Genomic DNA, 19202 nt, shown 5'->3' with positions numbered 1-19202 from the left:
TCAGCCTCCTACCCTAACACCACTCCCCCATACACTAATGTTCCCGCGATGACTATTGCCGGGTGGACCTTCCACTTTTCCATGAGCAGAAAGCTAATCACAATCAGGAAAATCGTATGCCAAATACCAGCTTTCATATAGCCTGCCTGGACAAATTGGAACGCAATGGTTCCCAACAATACCGCAATGGTGGGACGGATGAGTGCGGTCATTTTCTTCACGCGAGATGAATCTTTGAACTTGTACAATATTCCCATCATCAAAAGCATCGCTACCAGTGTTGGAGCGACTGTCGCGAACAAAGCAATGCTCGCTCCAGCTACACCACCCAGTTGATATCCAACAAACCCTGCCATTTTTGTAGTTATGGGACCTGGTAACGCGTTTCCGAGCGCCAACACTTTTCCGAATTCCTCTATTGAAAACCACCCGTAACGATCAACGACTTCATACTGAATCAGAGGGATAAAGGCGGGTCCTCCACCATAACCTACAATGCCTGGGATAAAGAAGGCCAGAAATAACTCCCAATAGATCATAGGGTGGACTCCTCCTCCTTTTTCTCATCCTCTGGCTTCTTTCCTCCCCCTATCAAGCCATATAGTAGAAGGGCACCTATTAAGATAGCCGGGTGCCAACCAAAAATCTGCAAAACTACCAGACTTACAGCCACTAGCAAAAGGGTTAGCAACCGTCCTTGGCTTTTCCATGAATCTTTGAAAAATGAGTAAGCCAAAACAAACATCATGACTCCGATAACGGGTTGAATCGCCGTTGTCATTCCTTTTACCCAAGAAGCATCTTGGATTTGATAGAGATACCCAAGCAATAAAACCATCAACAGAACGGTTGGGATGACGGTCGCAGCCACCGCAGCCAAACATCCAAGTAGGCCCGCTACCCGATAACCGATATAACCCGCTGTTTTGGTGACGATCGGCCCTGGCAAGGTATTGCCTAATGCTACAATATCCCCAAACTCTTCGTGGCTTACCCACTTGTAACGCTCTACCGCTTCTTTATAAAAGAGGGGAATAGAGGCAGGTCCTCCACCATAGCCGAGAATACCTGCCCGGGTAAAGCCTAAAAGCAACTCCCAATAAATCACCATACAGCAATAGCCCCATCCGTTCTTGGTTCAGTACCTCCAGCCAATACCCCTTGCTCTGAACGAATAATGATCTGCCCTCTTCCAAAGCCGCTTGATCCTAGTGCCCACTGAATTTGGTGCCCTTTTTCAGCCAGAGCCAAAGCAAGGTGCTCGGGAACGCTAGATTCAAGCTCAACTATTTTATCTTTAATCCATCGCCAGCGCGGGGCATCCAAGGCAGCTTGAGGATTCAGATGAAAGTCGATCATGTTCATCAACACTTGAACATGCCCTTGAGGCTGCATAAATGCACCCATCACGCCAAAAGGACCCACAGCTTTTCCATCCTTCGTTAAAAAGCCAGGAATAATGGTATGGTAGGTTTTCTTTCCAGGCTCTAACCGATTTACATGGTTTTCATCCAAGGTAAAGTTATGCCCTCGGTTATGTAGTGCGATCCCTGTTCCTGGGACAACGAGACCCGAACCAAATCCCATATAATTGCTTTGAATAAACGAAACCATGTTACCCTCCTGGTCCGCTGTAGCTAAATAAACCGTCCCTCCTTTTGGAGGCTCTCCGGCGACGGGCGTTAAAGCACGTTCATGAATGAGAGAACGACGTTCATCGGCATAGGCTGCAGAGAGTAGTCCATCAATAGGAATCTGCATTTTATCTGCCTGTGTAATCGCATGTAATCCATCTGCAAAAGCTAATTTAATAGCTTCCATCTGTTTGTGAAGAGTATCGACTGTATATCGAGAAGAGAATTCAAACCCTTGCAAAATATTCAAGGCCATCAACGCCACTAAGCCCTGTCCATTGGGTGGAATCTCCCAGACATCATATCCGCGATAATTCACCGATATGGGTGTAACCCATTCTGGCAAGAATCCTGCCAAGTCCTCTTTTCTTAGATAGCCTCCGCAGCTTCGAGAGAACTGATCGATCTTCTCCGCCAGCTCGCCTTGGTAAAACGACTTGCCATTGGACTCCGCAATTGATTTTAAGGTATTAGCATGATCAGCGGAGCGCCACAGCTCTCCTGCTTTAGGTGCTCTCCCCTCTGGGGCAAACGTGTCAAACCAAGCTTGGAAGTGCTCCTCTTTTAATTCCTTCTTATAGGTATCAAAAGCTACCTTCCAATGATGGGCCAAGGTTGGAGATACCGGGTACCCCTGTTCCGCATACTCAATCGCAGGCTGGAGCGTTTCGCTTAAAGGAAGATTCCCAAAACGCTCAGCTAAGGCCCCCCAAGCAGCAGGTGCACCTGGAACCGTGACAGGAATCCATCCATAGGCCTGGATTTGTTCATATCCGGCTTGCTTTACCTTGTCGATCGAAATGCCTTGTGGAGCGGGACCGCTGGCATTTAGACCATATAGCTTTTCCTTAACCCAAACGAGTGCAAACGCATCTCCGCCGATACCGTTAGAGGTGGGTTCTACGACTGTTAAACAGGCTGCAACAGCGATAGCTGCATCCACAGCGTTTCCCCCTTTTTTTAATATATCGATACCTGCTTGTGCGGCTAGCGGCTGTGATGTGGCAACCATTCCTTTCTGGGCATAAACGACATTTCGCTTGGATGCATAAGGATAAACATGGGGATCAAAATTCATAGGAACCTTCCTTCCGTAATTAAGATGACGAATCCAATCATGACGTGGTTATCGTACTCCAGATAGGTAATATTTTCAATCTGTTTGTGAGTTTTGATCCCTGCTCCAAACATGATATGATGGATGAAAAACGACCGGAGGTCCATACATGAAGAAACGGCCGTTTACCGTTGGTTCCTTGAAGCCGAATACCGTAAGCTCTGCTCCATTGAACCCAAGCCCAAGTCCAATCCCTAAAGCTCACCCTATTCCTAAGCTCCCCAATCCAAGTAAACCTAAAATACTGTTTAGCCAAAGCAAATCAAGCTTTTCTGTAGACCCCCAAAGGAACCGAACCCTTTTGGATGCTGCCCTCGAACAAGGCCAAAACGTGGAGTATAAATGTACAAAAGGGAGCTGTGGACGTTGTACGGTCCGTATATCAAATGGACAAGCCCTTTTATCCCGTCCAAATGAAAAAGAAAAAGAGAAACTGAAACAAGCCGTTGGGGAAGGCTATCGTTTAGCCTGCCAAGCCATCATTCTATAAGGGAAATTTGGAATCATTACTGATATGGGAGCAAGATAGTTAGTTTCGTGATCAAATGGCGTGTACTATTTGGAATCCTACCAGGTACGTGAGCAAACGGCATCTTTTCATGAGCATCCACCACTTTTCTGTGAGCATATCCAAAATTTTGTGAGCATCCAGACCTGAACAAGGGTAACGAGGCCCAGGGGCGGGGCCATGATGAAAATGAAAGACTAATTACTTAAAAAGTCAGCTTTAATGGGGAGCTCTAAACCTTAGTTTAGATTGCACCCGTAAAAAATCAGTCTAAAATTACACAAATCCTCAAAAAAAGGTAGCGAGGTGCGGGGCCCTGTCCGAACCCATCAAAAACAGGCTGTCTCTAAAAAGTCGGTATACGAACTTTTCCGAAGACAGCCTTCATTTTTGAAAACAACGGATACAGCCTTACTTCTCCTCCAACACCGCTCCCGTATGCGCCCGGAATAAAAGCTCGTCATACTTATCCTTGTGCTGCCATTTCCTCGATAGAATCGTTCCAAGATAAGCTCCTAGGAACCCAAGTGGGATGGTTACGACTCCGGGGTTTTTTAAAGGGAATAGGGCCTCCATCCGGATAAGTCCTGAAACTGGATCCATGACATTCGGGCTCAAAATGACGAGGATGATCGAAGACAGGAGTCCTGTCATAATGCCTGATATGGCGCCTATAGGGTTGAATTGGCGCCAGAATAAAGTCAATAGAATCAGAGGAAGATTAGCCGAGGCGGCAACGGCAAAAGCTAGAGATACAAGAAAAGCCACATTCCACTTTTGAACGGTAAGGGCAAGGAAGATTGAAACGAGCCCTACGGCTGCTGCGGATCCTTTGGCTACGACCATCTGCTCTTCGTCAGAGGCCTGGCCTTTGCGAATGAGCGTACTGTAAAAATCGTGGGCAAAGGCGGAAGATGCCGATAACGCGAGCCCTGTTACCACCGCAAGGATTGTCGTAAAGGCAACAGCGGATACGAAGGCCATCAGGAACTCCCCACCGAGGGCATTCGCTAATAGTGGAACCGCTAGATTTCCCCCTTCGATCTTCTCTGATCTCACAAAGGCTGCCGCACCAAAGCCAAGAAAAATAGTCATCAAGTAAAAGATTCCGACTACCCCGGTTGCCGTAACGACCGACCTGCGAATGGAAATCGCATCTTTTACGGTAAATAGACGGGTGATGATATGCGGCAAGCCCGCCGCACCCAGGACTAGGGCCAGATGAAAGGAAAAGGTCTCAATGGGGCTTGTCAGCTCGTTGCCCGGAAGCAGGAACCGCTCTCCTAGATGCGTTGCCGTGGTCACATGGGTAAACATCTCGAACACATTCCAGTGGAAGCGAGAAAGAACAATCATGCTAATAATAACCGTTGTAGACAAAAGAAGAATCGTCTTTATGATCTGTACCCATGAGGTAGCGATCATCCCGCCAAAAACCACGTAGATCACCATCAGTAATCCAGCAATAAATATGGAGAAGGAAACATCCAAATTGAGCAGCAAATGAATAACAGCTCCCGCCCCTACTAGCTGGGCGATCATGTAAAAGATCGAAATCACAATGGTATTAAAGGCAACGGTTCCACGAAGCCAGCGGTGATCGAATCGGACGGCAATCGTGTCCGCCAACGTAAACTTGCCTAGGTTATGCAAGGGTTCAGCCACAATTAACAATAAGACTAAATAAGAAACTAAGAATCCGACCGAATACAAAAAGCCATCAAACCCATAGAGGGCAATCGTACCGCTAATCCCTAAGAATGAGGCCGCACTCATATAGTCCCCAGCAATGGCTAGTCCATTTTGCGTTCCAGTCAATCGGTTGCCCGCTACGTAATATTCATTCGTGTTCGTCGTTCTTTTTACCGCAGAGTACGTAATCGCTAGTGTTCCTACCAAGATGGCAAGAAAAAAGATGACGCCTGATATATTCATGGAAATCCCATCTCCTAAAGCGAGCTATTTCCATTATACCATTTTATGGCCTCTCTTCATGTATACTAGACAAGATTTTCCTTGCTTTTTCGTCAAACTTATTGGCTCGTTTGGAATATAAGAAGCATAGCGTCCATGTCATGATAAATTGAGCAAAGGCGAATACCCAAGCCCATGTCACCGGTCCGAAGGCAGGCTGGTTAAGCACCGTCGTATAAGAAGTCATCAAGGGTAAACTAAAATAAAATAGGAAAAAGAATATCGTCAGCGGTATGATAAATGCTTTTTTGCTCCTCAACAGCTTCTTGAACTCGGAAGACTGCACAACATCCGTGTAACTCGTATCCAGTTTTTTCTCTTCGGATTGACTCATCTCATTTCCTCCCATCCACGTCCTTTAATCTTTATTATATATCCAAAAATTTCGGATTTTATCGTTATTGGTGTAAACGGTAACATCAGGCTTGCGAAAAGCAAAAAGCCAGCCTTGTCCGGCTAGCTAGCTTTGTAATCGTTGAAGCAATTCTTTGGCGGAAGAGCGTGAAACTGGAATCTGCGTCCGCTTCCCATCCTTGAGGATCAAGTTATAGGTTCCATTGAACCATGGAATCAACTCCAGCACGACGTTCATGTTGACTAAGAAACTACGGTGAGTACGATAAAAAGAATACGGGTTTAGCTTTTCCTCTAGCTGCTGTAAGGTCATTTTTGAAGTATAGATATGGTCCTTCGTATGAATCTGGATCACCCGCTCTTCTCGAACGGCATACAAAATCGTTTCAGGATCGACGACAATTAGACGCTCTCCATCATCCACCAGCAGCTTCGCCACTTTACTTGTAGACGTCCCCGCGCTTTGGACAGATTCGGCGGCTGCGCCCCCTTCGCGAATACGATTGCGTATCCGTTGCAAGGTTTGCTTTAAGCGGTGATGGTCGTACGGCTTTAATAAATAATCTACGGCATCTAGGTCAAAAGCTTCTACAGCATAGTCTTCATGCGCAGTGGAAAACACAATGAAAGGGGAATTTTTACGTGAGGAAAGCATCCTCGCTGCCTGTAACCCTTGCATTTCAGGCATATGAATATCTAAGAAAACAACGTCGGGTTCATGCTCTTCAACTAGCTGAAGAAGCTCTAAACCGTTGGAAGCGCTCGGCAATACTTCGATATCCTCTTCCTGCTCTAGTAAATATTTAAGTTCCTCTCTTGCCAATCGTTCATCTTCTGCAATGATAATACGAATCTTCACCTAAGTTACCTTCCCTTCTCACGATCCAGCATAAGGAATCGAAAATGAAATGCGACTTCCCCCATCTGTCTTGTTTTCAAAATGCAGTTTGGCTTCAGGACCAAATAAGCTGATGAGCCGTTGATTTACATTGTGAACGCCAATGCCATTTCCTTCTTGGCTCTGAACAGGGATATGACCAAGCTGGTCTATCATCTCCTCTGAAAAACCAGATCCATTATCTTCAATGACGATCTGAACCAGATCGTTTAAGCGCTTGAGTTGGATGAGGATCTCACCGCCGCTGGCCTTTCCCTTCAAGCCATGGTGAATGCTGTTTTCAACCAAAGGTTGAAGGATAACAGGCGGAATCAGCACTTCTTCTATTCCAGACTCAACTTGACATTGAATGGAAAACTGATCGGCAAAACGAATCTTAATAATCTCTAGATAGGCCTGCAGATGGCTTAGTTCCTGCTTAATTGGAACCAGCTTAGAGGAAACCATTTTCAAATTTAAGCGCATAAAGGTTCCTAGTTGAACCGTCACGTGGCGGGCCAATTGAGGATCCAGCCGAATCAGGGTATTAATTGAGTTTAAGGTGTTGAACAAGAAGTGTGGATTGATTTGGGCTTGCAGGATGCGGAGCTCCGCATCCTTCATCAGGCTGGCCATATTTTCTGCTAGAGCTAAATTAAGCTGATTAGAAATCAACGTACCTAACCCTCTAGCTAAGGCTTCCTCTACTTTCGTAATCTGTTGCGGTCGTTTAAAATAAAGGGCGATCAGCCCGGTTACTCTTCCTGCTTGTACAATCGGAACCTTAATGGACGCACCTAGCGGACACTTTGGATCGCGGCACTGAATTTGGTTCCGGTGGTAGGCAATCTGGACCTCTCCAGAGCGGATGGCCGTCCGAGCCATTTCCGTTTGAATGTTTTCCCCTGGTAAATGGTGATTGGAGGCGATTCCAACATGAGCCAGAATATGCTCGGTATCGGTTACGGCAACCGCTTCAGCTTTCAGTTCTTTCTTTAATAAGTGAGCGGTTGGCAGAGCGGTATCAGGGGTTAGCCCTTTTTTCAGATACGGTAGAATCAATTCAGCAATCTTAAGAGCTCGCTGCGTTTCAAAGGCAGCCGCCCGCTCCTCTTCATTCAAGGCTACACGAATCATGGTTGTAAAAATGGCAATCGACACACTATTCGTTAAGACCATGGGAATCCCTATGGTATTCACTAATTCAATCGCTTCTCTTGGCGGAGTAGAAAAAATAAGAATAATACCCATCAACAAAATAGGGGCAAACATCCCAATAAACAGAGCTTTGGACGGGGTAATGACTCGCTCATGGGAGAAAAATCGGGCAATCCAGCCTGCACATAATCCCGTAATCGGTGCAGAGAGACCGTTGGCTAATGCGGTAAATCCGCCCAGGCTGTAGAGGTGAATGCCGGTGATCATTCCAGCCCCAACACCCACAACGGGTCCTCCTAACAATCCTCCAATAACCACCCCAACCAAGGCGGAATGAGCTAGTCCTTCATGGGCTTCCAGCGAAGTAAGCCAAAACGAAGAGTTAAACTGTCCCTCTCCCACGACCACGCCAGCGTAAATACCGGCACTTCCAAATGTTCCAAAAATAATCGAGAAATAAAGCGAAGTCTGAAAGCTGACCTCTCGATCGAGCAGTTGTCTAAACAGGGGAATGCGCGTCAAAATAAACGTTAATATTAAGAGGATGCCTACCCTCTCAAACAAAAGCAAGGTTAACTGCTCCATATTCAGTCCCCCTTACATTACACTACCGTTATTATATCAATTTCCCCTACAAAGAAAAGACCAGAGAGTTTTGCTCCCTGGCCTTCCACCTTTTACTTTACTTTTCTTGAAGTTAGCTTCGCTTGCGTGAACAAAAGCAAATAATCATGTCCGCCTGCCTTTGAATCCGTACCAGACATATTAAAACCGCCAAATGGATGGACTCCCACTAGTGCTCCTGTACACTTACGGTTAATGTATAAATTCCCGCAATGCATGGTCTCTAGTGCGTAAGCAATACGCTCTTCGTCCTTGGAATAGAAAGATCCAGTTAATCCGAACTCGGTATCGTTATACATGTCGATTGCTTCTTTCCAATCCTTTGCTTTAGCTAAAGCCAGAACCGGTCCAAAGATCTCTTCTTGCATAATTTGAGCTTTACCCGCTACGTCAGCGATCACGGTAGGCTGTATATAGTAGCCGTTCCCCTCGGCTTTTCCTCCACCGGCGAGCAAACGACCTTCACCTTTACCCATTTCGATATACTCCAAGATTTTTTCATACGCGCTTTTATCCACTACAGGTCCCGCAGGATAGTTTTCTTCCGGCAAACCAATGGCTAGCTTTTTCGTGCGCTCCGCTACCTTCTCCACCACTTGATCGTACACGGATTCGACGATGATGGCGCGAGAGCCTGCTGAGCACTTTTGACCTTGGAATCCAAACGCTGAAGCTACGATGGCATCTGCTGCTTCATCCAGATCCACCGTCTCATCGACGACCACCCCGTCTTTTCCGCCCATCTCAGCAATAACTCGTTTAATCCAAATTTGCCCTTCAGCCGTTTCAGCAGCCAACCGGTTGATACGAAGACCCACTTCCTTCGAACCGGTAAAGCTAATAAAACGAGTCTTAGGATGAGTGGTTAGATAATCTCCCACTTCAGCTCCACTTCCAGGGATAAAGTTAATCACCCCAGCAGGCAGACCCACCTCTTCCATCAAGGCCACAAACTTATGAGCAATAACAGGAGTCGTGGAAGCAGGCTTAAGTAGAACAGTGTTACCGGAAACGACAGCGGCCGTTGTCATCCCTACGCAGATAGCCAACGGGAAATTCCAAGGCGGAATTACAACCCCTACTCCCAGTGGAATATAGCTGAGCTGATTGTCTTCCCCGGGGATCTTGACCAACGGCTGATGCGTATTCGTTTCACTTAAGCGAATCATTTCTCGTGCGTAATATTCCATGAAATCAATGGCTTCTGCCGTATCCGCATCTGCTTCAGCCCAGTTCTTCCCCGCCTCAAAGATCATCATTGCAGAGAATTCATGTTTACGCTGGCGCATGAGCTCCGCAGCTTTAAACAAATACTCCGCTCTTTCTCGAGCCGGAGCCTTCTTCCAGGTCTCAAAGGTATGCAACGCCACCTGCATTGCTCTTTCCGCTAGTTCCTGGCTCGCTTTGCTTACACGACCAATCACCTGATCCACGTTTCCAGGATTGATTGAAACAATTTTATCGTCTGTCATCACTTTATCACTGCCAATATGAAGCGCGATATCTTTCCCCAATTCTGCCTTTACTTTAGCTAAAGCAGCCTGCATGGCTTGCTTGTTTTCTTCTAAACCAAAGTTAGTAAAAGGCTCATTTACAAAAGCGGGTATGGTTCTTGTCGTCATTTTTTTCATTTCTCCTCTCAGCCTTGCATTTTTTATATCTTATTTAAGCTTGAAGTACTTCATTTATGCGCCCGATAGCCCAATCCAGATCTTCCTTGGATATATTAAGCGGCGGAGCAAAACGAATCGTAGTTTCATGCGTTTCTTTACATAATAGTCCTTTTTCTTTTAACTGCTCACAGTAAGGTCTTGCCTTCTCGTGAAGCTCTACTCCAATAAACAAGCCCCGACCGCGAATATCTTTAATCATCGGATTTTTAATTTCTTTTAATTTCCCCATAAAATACTGGCCCATCTCGAGAGAACGTGCCACGAGGTTTTCTTCTTCTAGCACTTCCATCGATGCGATCGCTACAGCACAGCCCAGCGGATTCCCCCCGAAAGTAGAACCATGAGAACCCGGCTCAAATACGCCTAGAATATCCGCATTAGCGGCTACAGCTGAGATAGGGAATACCCCTCCGCCAAGGGCTTTACCCATGATGTACATATCCGGCTTGAAGCCCTCCCAGTCGGAAGCAAACAGTTTTCCCGTTCGGCCAAATCCCGTTTGAATCTCATCCGCAATGAAAACCACCTGATTTTCTTTACACAGCTCATATGCCGCCTTGAGGAAGCCTTCTTCTGGAATCACAATGCCGGCTTCTCCTTGAATGGGCTCAATTAAGAAAGCAGCCGTGTTCGGAGTAATCGCGGCTTTAAGAGCTTCAATATCCCCGTAAGGAATAATTTTAAATCCTGGCGTAAACGGTCCGAACCCACGCTTGTAGGCTTCCTCTGAAGAGAAGGAGGTCACGGTAATCGTTCTTCCATGGAAGTTGCCCTCGGATACGATAATCTCGGCCTGATTCTCAGGTACCTTCTTTACTTCATACGCCCAACGACGCACCGCTTTAATGGCCGTTTCTACCGCTTCAGCTCCCGTATTCATCGGAAGAATCATATCCTTGCCGGTGAGAGCCGATAGCTTTTCGTAAAACTCTCCTAAGCGATCGTTATGAAATGCACGTGAGGTTAATGTTACGCGATCCGCTTGATCCTTTAACGCTTGGATAACCTTGGGATGACGGTGACCTTGGTTTAAGGCAGAATAAGCGCTAAGCATATCCATATAACGATTGCCTTCTGGATCCTCTACCCATACTCCCTCTGCTTTGGATATAACGATAGGCAGAGGATGATAATTTCTCGCGCCGAACTTCTCTGTTTTTTCTATGATATACCTTGTATCCATGTAAAAAGCCTCCTTTAATAAGAGCTTCGCCCAACCTTATTCTTCTCTCTTTTTATTTATGCAATTTATATGCCAACCCAAACTTTCGTTCTAAACACGATTTTTCAACCTCCAAACGCAAAATCATTTGGCTATGCCACATTTTTTTGCGCAATAGAAGCAAACATCTTTTGCACTTAAAGGATTCATGGTAAAATCCATTATAGAAGAAAGGTGGGATCAGCTTGGATAGGGAACTGATATTAGAAGAGATCCTCGATGAAATCAGTGAAGGAGTCCATGTCGTAGACGAACAGGGAAACTCCATTTTTTATAATAGAAAAATGGCCGAGATCGAAGCCATGAAAAAAGAAGATGTCATCAATAAAAACATCCTCGATGTGTTCCAATTTCCTAGCGAACAAGACAGCACACTACTACAAGCCTTGCGTAAAGGACTTTCCGTAAAGAATGTCCGGCAAACCTACCTCAATGCCAAGGGAAAAGAAATTACAACCATCAATCATACTTTTCCGATCATGCGGGAAGGGAAAATTTATGGTGCCATCGAGATTGCTAATGATGTGACCAAGGTAGAGCGAATGATTCGTGAAAACCTGTTTGATAAAGGAACCATTAAGTATACCTTTGACAGCATCATCGGTAAAAGCCCAGCCATTCAGGAAGTGATTCAAAATGCCAAAAGAGCCGCCCGAACCTCCTCTTCCGTTCTCATCGTAGGAGAAACGGGCACAGGAAAAGAGCTGTTTGCCCAGAGCATTCACTATGCAAGTATCCGTTCGGCCTCTCCTTTTCTATCGCAAAACTGTGCGGCTCTACCAGATACCCTTATTGAAGGTCTTCTGTTTGGCACGATGAAAGGAGCGTTCACCGGTGCCATTGAACGACCGGGCTTATTTGAACAAGCCGAGTCTGGAACCTTGTTTCTCGATGAAATGAACTCTCTTAGTCTCCCTCTTCAAGCGAAGCTGTTGCATGCCTTACAAGAAAAAGTAATACGAAGAATAGGGGATACTCGCGATCGAAAAATTGATGTTCGAATACTAGCTGCCGTTAACGAAGATCCGATCGAAGCGATTTCTAATCAGCGCATGCGCAAGGACTTGTTTTATCGCTTAGGTGTGGTGACGTTATTCATTCCGCCGTTACGTGATCGAAGGGAAGATATCTTCCTGCTTGTTGATCATTTTATTGAGAAATACAATCGTCTATTCCAATTGGAGGTACAGGGCATTAGCCGAGAGGTCTATCAGTTTTTTATGGAACACGATTGGCCCGGAAATGTGCGAGAACTACAGCATATGATTGAAGGGGCGATGAACCTCATTGGAGAGAGCACTCACATTGAATATGAGCATCTGCCTATCCACCATCTTCGTCGAAAAGCGAAGAGCATCGAACCCGTGGCTGCCGCTCTTTCATGGGAACCCACTAGCTATCAGCGGGACTTAAGAAGCCAAGTGGAGGAATTTGAGAAGTTTTATATCCAGAAAGTACTGCAGGAGTGCGGGGGGAACATTTCCAAAGCCGCCATTCAATTAGGCATGAGCCGCCAAAGCTTGCAGTATCGGTTGAGGAAATTTAAAGCGTAAGGGGCTCAGTTGTCCCCTTACGCTTGTTGTTTTTTCCTTTTTTTTAGAACCATGTGGACGACCAACAAACCCATTGGGATGTAGGCGCCAAATATGGGGTAGACATATCTAAGTATAAATTTACTTTGAGCCCAATGACCCACGATACTCCCTGTAAACAAAATGGATGTGGTCAATACAATAACTCCCATAGCTAGGATTAATTTATTTCTACTTAAAGGAAATAACTCTACAGCGACAATGGCTGCTGCAGACATATAAATACTGATTTTAAAAAAGACATTGATAATCAGGGTAACCATGACGAAGGCGTCTAAGCGTTGAATTACATCCCCCACATTGATTTTTTGGGACATTTCCATAAAAGGAAACACGGAGCGCCCGGTTAGATCCACACCTAGAACAGCTATCTCAAGAGCGTGCACCATAGCCAGATAAAGACCCGTTGCCACTATACCTAAGACACTTACTTTTAAGGCAGCCTTAGCAGAGTTAAGGTAAGGCAAGATCATCGCAAAGCAAATCATTTCCCCAAAGGGCCACATCCAGGTTTCCGATCTTGCGGTATGGAGAATGGCTCTCCAATCTGGATCCAAGACAGGAAGCAGATGATTTTCATTTATGACATCAGAGCCAGCCAAAGCAATAATGGCAAGGATCGTGATAACTACAAAGAGTATAAAATAGATTTCTCCAACCCTTGCAATCACTTCAATCCCTTTGGTTAGCCCATACATCACCACAGTAATCAGAATAATTCCCAAGGCTATATCCGGCGTTTCTGTATAGGACAGAGACACCAATTCGATCCCATCTCTTACATTCCGCGACGCGCCATATAGAAAAAAGGTAAAATAGGCAAATCCAAGGAGCAAACCCAAAGGATTACCTAGAATTCGTTTGCTATACTCTGTCAGGGGCAAATCAGGATACTGTCGATATAAAGAATAATAAATACCAAAAACCACCAGTCCACCAAGCATACCAATCAGAATGGCCAGCCAGGAAGCCTGTTTGGCCTCCCCTCCTAACGTAAACATCATAGCCGTCCCAATCCCAAAAAGAACCTTCAAGGTGAAGAATTGAAAAGCATTTAACTTAACTTTCTCCAAGTCGCTCACCCCTATCACGCTTGAACTTTTTGATCCATATTCCGATTAATATCAGGAAGGGAATCCCGATCTGGAGAGGGAGGTGAATCCAATATGTAACAAACTCTAATCCAGTCTCTATATGCTCAACAAAGCTGGATGTCATGAAGATCGAAGTCACAATCACGGTAAGACCTATTGGAACAATCATAACTCTCCCCTTCTTTACTCCAAACAACCCGGTTCCAGCGGCAACCGCAGCATAAAAAAACACAGTAATTTTAAAATAACCACAGATAATGAGCATGGACAGGGCAAAGGCATCCATCCCTTCTAAGAAATCTCCTACCTTTAATTTCTCAGCGGTTAGCAACAAGGGAAACGTTGCATTCGATGCTCGATAAAGTCCCAGCACGGCAATATCAATAGCCGTGGTGATGGCAATCAGCGTCCCAGCAATCAGCATACCTAAGATCCCTGTTTTCACCCGGAGTCCCGGGTTCGTTAGGAGAGGCATCATCATAAGAAAAACGACCATCTCGCCAAAAGGAAAGGTAAGCGCCGTTGGAAAAACGGTCTTTATTAAAGGCTGCAAACCATGTTCCAAAAAAGGTAAAAGGTTCTGGGGCTCTAAGACATCTGAAAAGAAAACCAGGCTGATTCCGCCACCTAGATAAATGGCAATCACCACAATTAAGATTTCCGCTGACTTGGCAATCGATTGAATTCCTAAGTAGGTCGCATACATAACCACCAAGAGCATAAATCCGATAACAACACTCAATGGCGTTTGGTCAAGAAAAGCCGTTAATAATAACTCTCCAAAATCCCTTAGAACCCGTGATGCCAAGTAGGCAAAATACCATACATAGGCCGCAACGAGCAGCTTGCCTAGGTATTTCCCAAAGACCTTTTCCAAGATGGCCGTAAGCGGGATATCCGGATACACCTTAAAGATGGGGCGATAGACAAAATAAAACAAACCGATTCCTACTCCCATAGCTATCAAGGCGGCTAGCCAGGCATCCTGCTTTGCCTCCATTCCGTATCCAATCACAATTGCACTGCCTAATTCAAATAAGATAATTAAATATAAGAGCTGGTTAGGACTAATTCTCACCTTCTCCATCTGCGAATCCTTTCCTACATCACTAGGCTTGATTTTTTCTGGCTTCATACCTTTTTTGCAATGACCCTACCGCCAAAAGCAACACAGGAATCCCCAATCCTACCGTAAGGGCATAGGGAACGAAAAAATGGCTATCCCAGTAATTCATATATACAGTATTCGGGTAAATGATTAACGAAAGGGTAATGAGGATCATGCCCATCGGATACGTTAAGGTCCTGTAACTCTGTAGCTTAAGGAGCTGTGCTACCGCTTTGATGCTGGCAAAGAAATAAAAAGTAGTCTTAAAATATAGAGTCAGAACCCACATGGCCGCAACCAGCGCTTCCACCCTCTGAAGAAAATCTCCGATCGAGATTTTCTTCGCTAGGGTATAGGTAGGGTATATTTGTCTTCCAGCCTGGTCAGGCCCCAGTATCAAAAGGGTGACTATAGTAATCGCGATGGTAAATAAACCGCCGACCCAAGCTGCATGAAGCAAAAATTTGGATTTTTTTCCTTCTCTATTGATATTGGCAGGGTAAAACATGAGCAAGACGACGACGGCAAACCCCGATATCGAAATATAAGAGAATGAAGCAAATACAATAGGTTTCATTCCATTCTCAAAAACGGGCTGAAAAAGATGGAGATCAACCTCAGGAAGTACACTCAAGACCGTAATCAGATACATCAACAGAAACCAAGGAACTAAGATTTCCGCTGCCCGTCCGATTGTCTCCAGCCCCAGGCGAATCCCCATTAGAACAATCAAGACAAACGATGCATTGATAAACTGAATCGGGGTCTCTTGCATGATTTGAGTTACCATAAAATTGCCGACATAGTACACTAAGGCAGATGCCATCAACAAACTAAAAAGAATAAACCATAGAGAAACCAATCCCCCAAACCATTTTCCCAGCACTTTTTGGCTATATTCTACAAGCGTATGCTCCTTCATTTGCTTAGCTAAGAAGATATACAGCCTCATTACCAGAAAGCTGACAATAACCCCCAGAATGACAGCCATCCAGGCATCCTGCTTCGCAATCGGTGCTGTCCAGGAAGGAACCGTCAAGATGGCGGTTCCAATGATAAAAAAGACGGACAGCAGAAAAAAATGCCTAGCATTAATCTTCCCGTTTTCCATCGTGATCCACCTCATTCCATCATAAACCAGCCGCTAATAGGAGAAAAAATGGCCGCTAACCCTTCCATCGGGTTAGGAATGGGAAGAGCCAATACCTCCGCAGCCATCATGCCTGTGGCAAGCAGCATGAAAAAGCAAAATGCCCATAAGTCCCTTTTCATGTTTTGCTTCCTTAAGATTTGTATCTCTCGGAAAGAGATGATGGCAGATACAGCAAGAATACCTAGCACACCAAACATGGCCTGTTCACTTCTCCTTTTTCATCTCATTAAGAAAAGAATCCCCAACCGTACCGGTACGCCTGAGCTTGATATCCACTTTGACTTCTGTTTCCATGCCGACAAAGACTTCATCCCAATGATCTTCGACTTTCTTCCAATACTTTGGGCTTTCCCGATGCACCACATCACCGAAACCAAATATATCTACTTTGTGTTTCTCTTGGGCTACTTGTATTGCTTGATTGATACGCTTTTCCACATTCTCGTTCGTCTTTTTTTCCAGTACCGTGATCGTCCCCGTCTTCGATAAATCCAGCTCGGAGCATTCAACCTCCGCCACATTGCCTTCCCCTTCGATTTCCACCCGAATTTTGGGCTTGCCGTTCTCCATGCGCGCTTTGAGTTTTTCCTTTACTCGGATGAGCTCCACAGCAACTGAATTTTGTTCCCCATTTTTTCCGCATGGCAAGGCTATGATCGTGCTGGTAACCCGTCCCGTTACATAGTTATGACCTTTTGACTCGTCTTCCGAAAGCCAACCGATCAGCTTATCTCCTTTAAAAACGGCCAAGTTGCCAACTGTAATCCGTGTGGGGACATCTATGGCCTCTAGGTTCGATGTCTCATTTCCATCCGGTTTATTTCCCATAATCTGAATCCCTGTCAGGAAAGGCTGTCTTCCTTTACTAACCAAGTCGTTAATTAACTCATCCAGCTGGATCGTACCCGCTGACGACCAAGCCCTTTCCGAGGTTTCTAGGGTATCAAATATTTCATTAGCTGGGATGGTCTCTAAGGGGGTCAAAACTCTCAAAGCATCTGCTGCCTTCCCGTCTCTAACAAGAAGGATATGGAAGTCCGTGCGAAACTCCTGCCCCCTAGATACGAAATCCAATGCCTTGGCCATGCCTTCCTTAGCAAATGCTTCCCCAATAACGAGAACCCGAATATGGGCAGCATAAATTTTCCGGGGGGCTTCTTTCGTGATCTTACGGCTCGCTTGAAAAACAGTTTTTCCTTTTCCTTGATATAAAGTTACAGGGGCACCGCCTGCTCCCCCCCCTTGGCTGCCGGCGACCTCACTGGGATTGACGACCTGATGGGTAACGACAAACTCATCTCCTTCCTTATCGATCCCCATCGCCAACGAGATCGATAACTCGTTTAATTCCCTGCGGTTCCAGCATCCCGACAAAAGGAGGGTACAAATCGCGACCAGAATGAGAAGCTGAACGATTTTCCTCATGATTGCTGTTCTCCTTCACTTTGGCGATTCTTGGGATTCGGCTTCTTGGTGGGTGGAGTTCCCTCACGCACAACATTCTTTTGGCTGATCAGCCGGGGACGCGAAAACATTCCCCACCAGGGTACTCTTAAGATCATATCCTTCTGATCCTCAGCGATCAGCGGGGCGAACGGAGACATATACGGAACGCCAAAGGAACGGAGGCTGCACAAATGCAAAACGAGGGCAATCAAACCAATCGTTATGCCGTATAACCCGAAGGATGCAGCCAACACCATCAGGCCAAATCGCAGAATCCGCACGGAAATGGCCATATTGAATGCCGGCATAACAAAGCTGGCAATGGCGGTAATCGAAACGACGATGACCATGGCAGCAGAGACAATGCCGGCTTCTACCGCAGCTTGTCCGATAACCAGCGCCCCCACGATTGAAACCGCCTGCCCCACGGCTCTTGGCATCCGCACGCCCGCTTCGCGCAGAATCTCAAACGTAACCTCCATCATGACAGCTTCCACGAAGGCAGGAAATGGAACTCCTTCGCGCTGGGCCGCTAGGTTGATCAGAAGCGGCGTTGGCAGCATCTCCTGATGAAAGGTCGTGACCGCGATGTAAAGAGAGGGACCCAATAGAGCAATAAAAAAGCATAGATAACGCAAGAGCCGCAGCAAGGTTCCGATATCCGCTCGCTGGTAATAGTCTTCGGATGCCTGGTAGAACTGCCCAAATAAAGCTGGAACAACCAATACAAAAGGGGTTCCGTCCACAATGATAGCGATTCGCCCCTCCAGAAGACACGCCGCTACTGTATCCGGACGTTCTGTATTATAAATGGTGGGAAATGGAGTGTATGTTTCATCCTGAATCAGCTCTTCGATATATCCGCTCTCGAAAATACCATCAATATCGATCCGGTCTATTCGGGTTCTGACTTCTTCAACGATCTTTTCATTGGCAATACCTTTAATATACATAAGGGCTACGTCCGTTTTTGTGATCCGTCCAATCTCCCTATTTTCCACCCAGAGGTTTGGGTCTTTGATTTTCCTCCGTATTAAAGCCGTGTTAGTCCGCAAGGTCTCGGTAAAGCCTTGCTTGGGCCCACGTATCACGGTCTGAGCCGTAGGCTCTTGAACTCCTCGATCTTCCCATCCCCTTAAGGAAACCACTAACGCTTCTTCATAGCCATCGACTAATACAAGGGTATCGCCGGAGAATATAGCGTTCAGGAGCCTTTCGAATTCCCGCTCTCTCTTCACCGAACCTACCGATACGGAATAATCCTGCAAGATCGTAAGGACATCCTTGCCTGCTGTCCCATTATGGCTGATATTGCTATGCCGAATGTCAATCATTAAGCTTTTAATTAATGATTCATTAACAGATTTAGAATCCGCCAATCCTTCCGTATAGACAACGGCTAGTTCGATATCACCCTCTCTTCCTAGCGGAAATTCACGTATCGAAATATCACTGCTATTTCCTGTTAGATCCCTTATTTTCTGTATGTTTTGCTTCAAGCTCGACTGTATGGGTTTGCTAGATTCCTTTTTCACCTGCGGTGTATGGGTTGAATCTTTTCGAAAGACCTTCTTCAAAGCATTGCGGAATCCCATCAATCATCACATCTCCTTAAAGATTATCCTTCTCTGGATGGAATGGGATTATGTACCAACAGCAGACAAAGAA

17 protein-coding genes are annotated in these 19202 nt (G+C 45.7%); 2 read left to right on the top strand and 15 right to left on the bottom strand.

Going from position 1 to position 19202, the window contains the following annotated elements; all coding sequences use genetic code 11:
- Positions 1-8 precede the first annotated feature (8 nt).
- From EIZ58_RS18835 to EIZ58_RS18825, 3 genes are read right to left on the bottom strand one after another with little or no spacing between them, the layout of a single operon-like run.
- Positions 9-539, bottom strand: coding sequence for a chromate transporter (locus EIZ58_RS18835; RefSeq protein WP_134702415.1), 531 nt, complete (start codon positions 537-539; stop codon positions 9-11).
- The gene (locus EIZ58_RS18830) at positions 536-1111 is read right to left on the bottom strand and encodes a chromate transporter (RefSeq protein WP_134702414.1); all 576 of its coding nucleotides are present in this window, start codon (positions 1109-1111) and stop codon (positions 536-538) included. Before EIZ58_RS18830 ends, EIZ58_RS18835 begins: the two co-directional genes overlap by 4 nt.
- On the bottom strand, positions 1105-2712 hold the full coding sequence (locus EIZ58_RS18825) for a gamma-glutamyltransferase family protein (RefSeq protein ID WP_134702413.1): 1608 nt from the start codon (positions 2710-2712) through the stop codon (positions 1105-1107). The genes EIZ58_RS18830 and EIZ58_RS18825 overlap by 7 nt, the downstream gene beginning before the upstream one ends.
- A gap of 148 nt (positions 2713-2860) precedes the next feature.
- On the opposite strand from EIZ58_RS18825, the gene EIZ58_RS18820 reads away from it, so the two are divergent.
- Complete coding sequence (locus tag EIZ58_RS18820) at positions 2861-3241, top strand: 2Fe-2S iron-sulfur cluster-binding protein (RefSeq protein ID WP_134702412.1); 381 nt, start codon at positions 2861-2863, stop codon at positions 3239-3241.
- Positions 3242-3670: 429 nt separating this feature from the next.
- Here the strand turns inward: EIZ58_RS18820 and EIZ58_RS18815 are convergent, their stop codons facing one another.
- The 6 genes from EIZ58_RS18815 to EIZ58_RS18790 form a co-directional block, all read right to left on the bottom strand.
- Complete coding sequence (locus tag EIZ58_RS18815) at positions 3671-5194, bottom strand: solute symporter family protein (RefSeq protein ID WP_134702411.1); 1524 nt, start codon at positions 5192-5194, stop codon at positions 3671-3673.
- Positions 5195-5237: 43 nt separating this feature from the next.
- Positions 5238-5567: a DUF485 domain-containing protein gene (locus EIZ58_RS18810; protein ID WP_370297725.1), complete on the bottom strand. Its 330-nt coding sequence runs from the start codon at positions 5565-5567 to the stop codon at positions 5238-5240.
- A gap of 126 nt (positions 5568-5693) precedes the next feature.
- Positions 5694-6446: a LytR/AlgR family response regulator transcription factor gene (locus EIZ58_RS18805; RefSeq protein WP_134702409.1), complete on the bottom strand. Its 753-nt coding sequence runs from the start codon at positions 6444-6446 to the stop codon at positions 5694-5696.
- An 18-nt stretch (positions 6447-6464) separates the two neighbouring features.
- Complete coding sequence (locus EIZ58_RS18800; RefSeq protein ID WP_134702408.1) at positions 6465-8207, bottom strand: LytS/YhcK type 5TM receptor domain-containing protein; 1743 nt, start codon at positions 8205-8207, stop codon at positions 6465-6467.
- Positions 8208-8299: 92 nt separating this feature from the next.
- Complete coding sequence (pruA, locus tag EIZ58_RS18795) at positions 8300-9868, bottom strand: L-glutamate gamma-semialdehyde dehydrogenase (RefSeq protein WP_134702407.1); 1569 nt, start codon at positions 9866-9868, stop codon at positions 8300-8302.
- A 43-nt stretch (positions 9869-9911) separates the two neighbouring features.
- Complete coding sequence (locus EIZ58_RS18790) at positions 9912-11102, bottom strand: ornithine--oxo-acid transaminase (protein WP_134702406.1); 1191 nt, start codon at positions 11100-11102, stop codon at positions 9912-9914.
- 224 nt (positions 11103-11326) lie between these two features.
- Here EIZ58_RS18790 and EIZ58_RS18785 point away from each other — a divergent pair, with 224 nt between their 5' ends.
- Positions 11327-12694: a sigma-54 interaction domain-containing protein gene (locus EIZ58_RS18785; RefSeq protein ID WP_134702405.1), complete on the top strand. Its 1368-nt coding sequence runs from the start codon at positions 11327-11329 to the stop codon at positions 12692-12694.
- Positions 12695-12711: 17 nt separating this feature from the next.
- Here EIZ58_RS18785 and EIZ58_RS18780 read toward each other — a convergent pair whose 3' ends face one another.
- From EIZ58_RS18780 to EIZ58_RS18755, 6 genes are read right to left on the bottom strand one after another with little or no spacing between them, the layout of a single operon-like run.
- Entirely contained in the window at positions 12712-13806 is a 1095-nt protein-coding gene (locus EIZ58_RS18780; RefSeq protein WP_167577794.1) for a GerAB/ArcD/ProY family transporter, read from the bottom strand.
- Positions 13793-14962: a GerAB/ArcD/ProY family transporter gene (locus EIZ58_RS18775; RefSeq protein WP_134702403.1), complete on the bottom strand. Its 1170-nt coding sequence runs from the start codon at positions 14960-14962 to the stop codon at positions 13793-13795. Before EIZ58_RS18775 ends, EIZ58_RS18780 begins: the two co-directional genes overlap by 14 nt.
- On the bottom strand, positions 14937-16046 hold the full coding sequence (locus EIZ58_RS18770) for a GerAB/ArcD/ProY family transporter (protein ID WP_167577793.1): 1110 nt from the start codon (positions 16044-16046) through the stop codon (positions 14937-14939). Before EIZ58_RS18770 ends, EIZ58_RS18775 begins: the two co-directional genes overlap by 26 nt.
- 11 nt (positions 16047-16057) lie before the next feature.
- Entirely contained in the window at positions 16058-16285 is a 228-nt protein-coding gene (locus tag EIZ58_RS18765) for a hypothetical protein (protein ID WP_134702401.1), read from the bottom strand.
- 7 nt (positions 16286-16292) lie between these two features.
- Entirely contained in the window at positions 16293-17513 is a 1221-nt protein-coding gene (locus EIZ58_RS18760) for a Ger(x)C family spore germination protein (RefSeq protein ID WP_134702400.1), read from the bottom strand.
- Positions 17510-19129, bottom strand: a complete 1620-nt coding sequence (locus EIZ58_RS18755; RefSeq protein WP_134702399.1) for a spore germination protein — start codon at positions 19127-19129, stop codon at positions 17510-17512. The genes EIZ58_RS18760 and EIZ58_RS18755 overlap by 4 nt, the downstream gene beginning before the upstream one ends.
- Positions 19130-19202: the final 73 nt, after the last annotated feature.

The sequence above is a fragment of the Ammoniphilus sp. YIM 78166 genome (genome assembly GCF_004522215.1).
Lineage (GTDB): Bacteria > Bacillota > Bacilli > Aneurinibacillales > RAOX-1 > YIM-78166.
Note: the sequence above shows the minus strand (reverse complement) of the source record. Positions and strands in the feature narration are given on the sequence as shown.

Excerpts from the sequence above, each read along its gene's own strand:
- EIZ58_RS18815 (WP_134702411.1), bottom strand. The coding sequence starts at position 5,194 with ATGAATATATCAGGCGTCATCTTTTTTCTTGCCATCTTGGTAGGAACA.
- EIZ58_RS18770 (WP_167577793.1), bottom strand. The coding sequence starts at position 16,046 with ATGGAAAACGGGAAGATTAATGCTAGGCATTTTTTTCTGCTGTCCGTC.
- EIZ58_RS18830 (WP_134702414.1), bottom strand. The coding sequence starts at position 1,111 with ATGGTGATTTATTGGGAGTTGCTTTTAGGCTTTACCCGGGCAGGTATT.
- EIZ58_RS18765 (WP_134702401.1), bottom strand. The coding sequence starts at position 16,285 with ATGTTTGGTGTGCTAGGTATTCTTGCTGTATCTGCCATCATCTCTTTC.
- EIZ58_RS18820 (WP_134702412.1), top strand. The coding sequence starts at position 2,861 with ATGAAGAAACGGCCGTTTACCGTTGGTTCCTTGAAGCCGAATACCGTA.
- pruA (WP_134702407.1), bottom strand. The coding sequence starts at position 9,868 with ATGACGACAAGAACCATACCCGCTTTTGTAAATGAGCCTTTTACTAAC.
- EIZ58_RS18790 (WP_134702406.1), bottom strand. The coding sequence starts at position 11,102 with ATGGATACAAGGTATATCATAGAAAAAACAGAGAAGTTCGGCGCGAGA.
- EIZ58_RS18835 (WP_134702415.1), bottom strand. The coding sequence starts at position 539 with ATGATCTATTGGGAGTTATTTCTGGCCTTCTTTATCCCAGGCATTGTA.
- EIZ58_RS18825 (WP_134702413.1), bottom strand. The coding sequence starts at position 2,712 with ATGAATTTTGATCCCCATGTTTATCCTTATGCATCCAAGCGAAATGTC.
- EIZ58_RS18810 (WP_370297725.1), bottom strand. The coding sequence starts at position 5,567 with ATGAGTCAATCCGAAGAGAAAAAACTGGATACGAGTTACACGGATGTT.
- EIZ58_RS18760 (WP_134702400.1), bottom strand. The coding sequence starts at position 17,513 with ATGAGGAAAATCGTTCAGCTTCTCATTCTGGTCGCGATTTGTACCCTC.
- EIZ58_RS18775 (WP_134702403.1), bottom strand. The coding sequence starts at position 14,962 with ATGAAGCCAGAAAAAATCAAGCCTAGTGATGTAGGAAAGGATTCGCAG.
- EIZ58_RS18800 (WP_134702408.1), bottom strand. The coding sequence starts at position 8,207 with ATGGAGCAGTTAACCTTGCTTTTGTTTGAGAGGGTAGGCATCCTCTTA.
- EIZ58_RS18755 (WP_134702399.1), bottom strand. The coding sequence starts at position 19,129 with ATGGGATTCCGCAATGCTTTGAAGAAGGTCTTTCGAAAAGATTCAACC.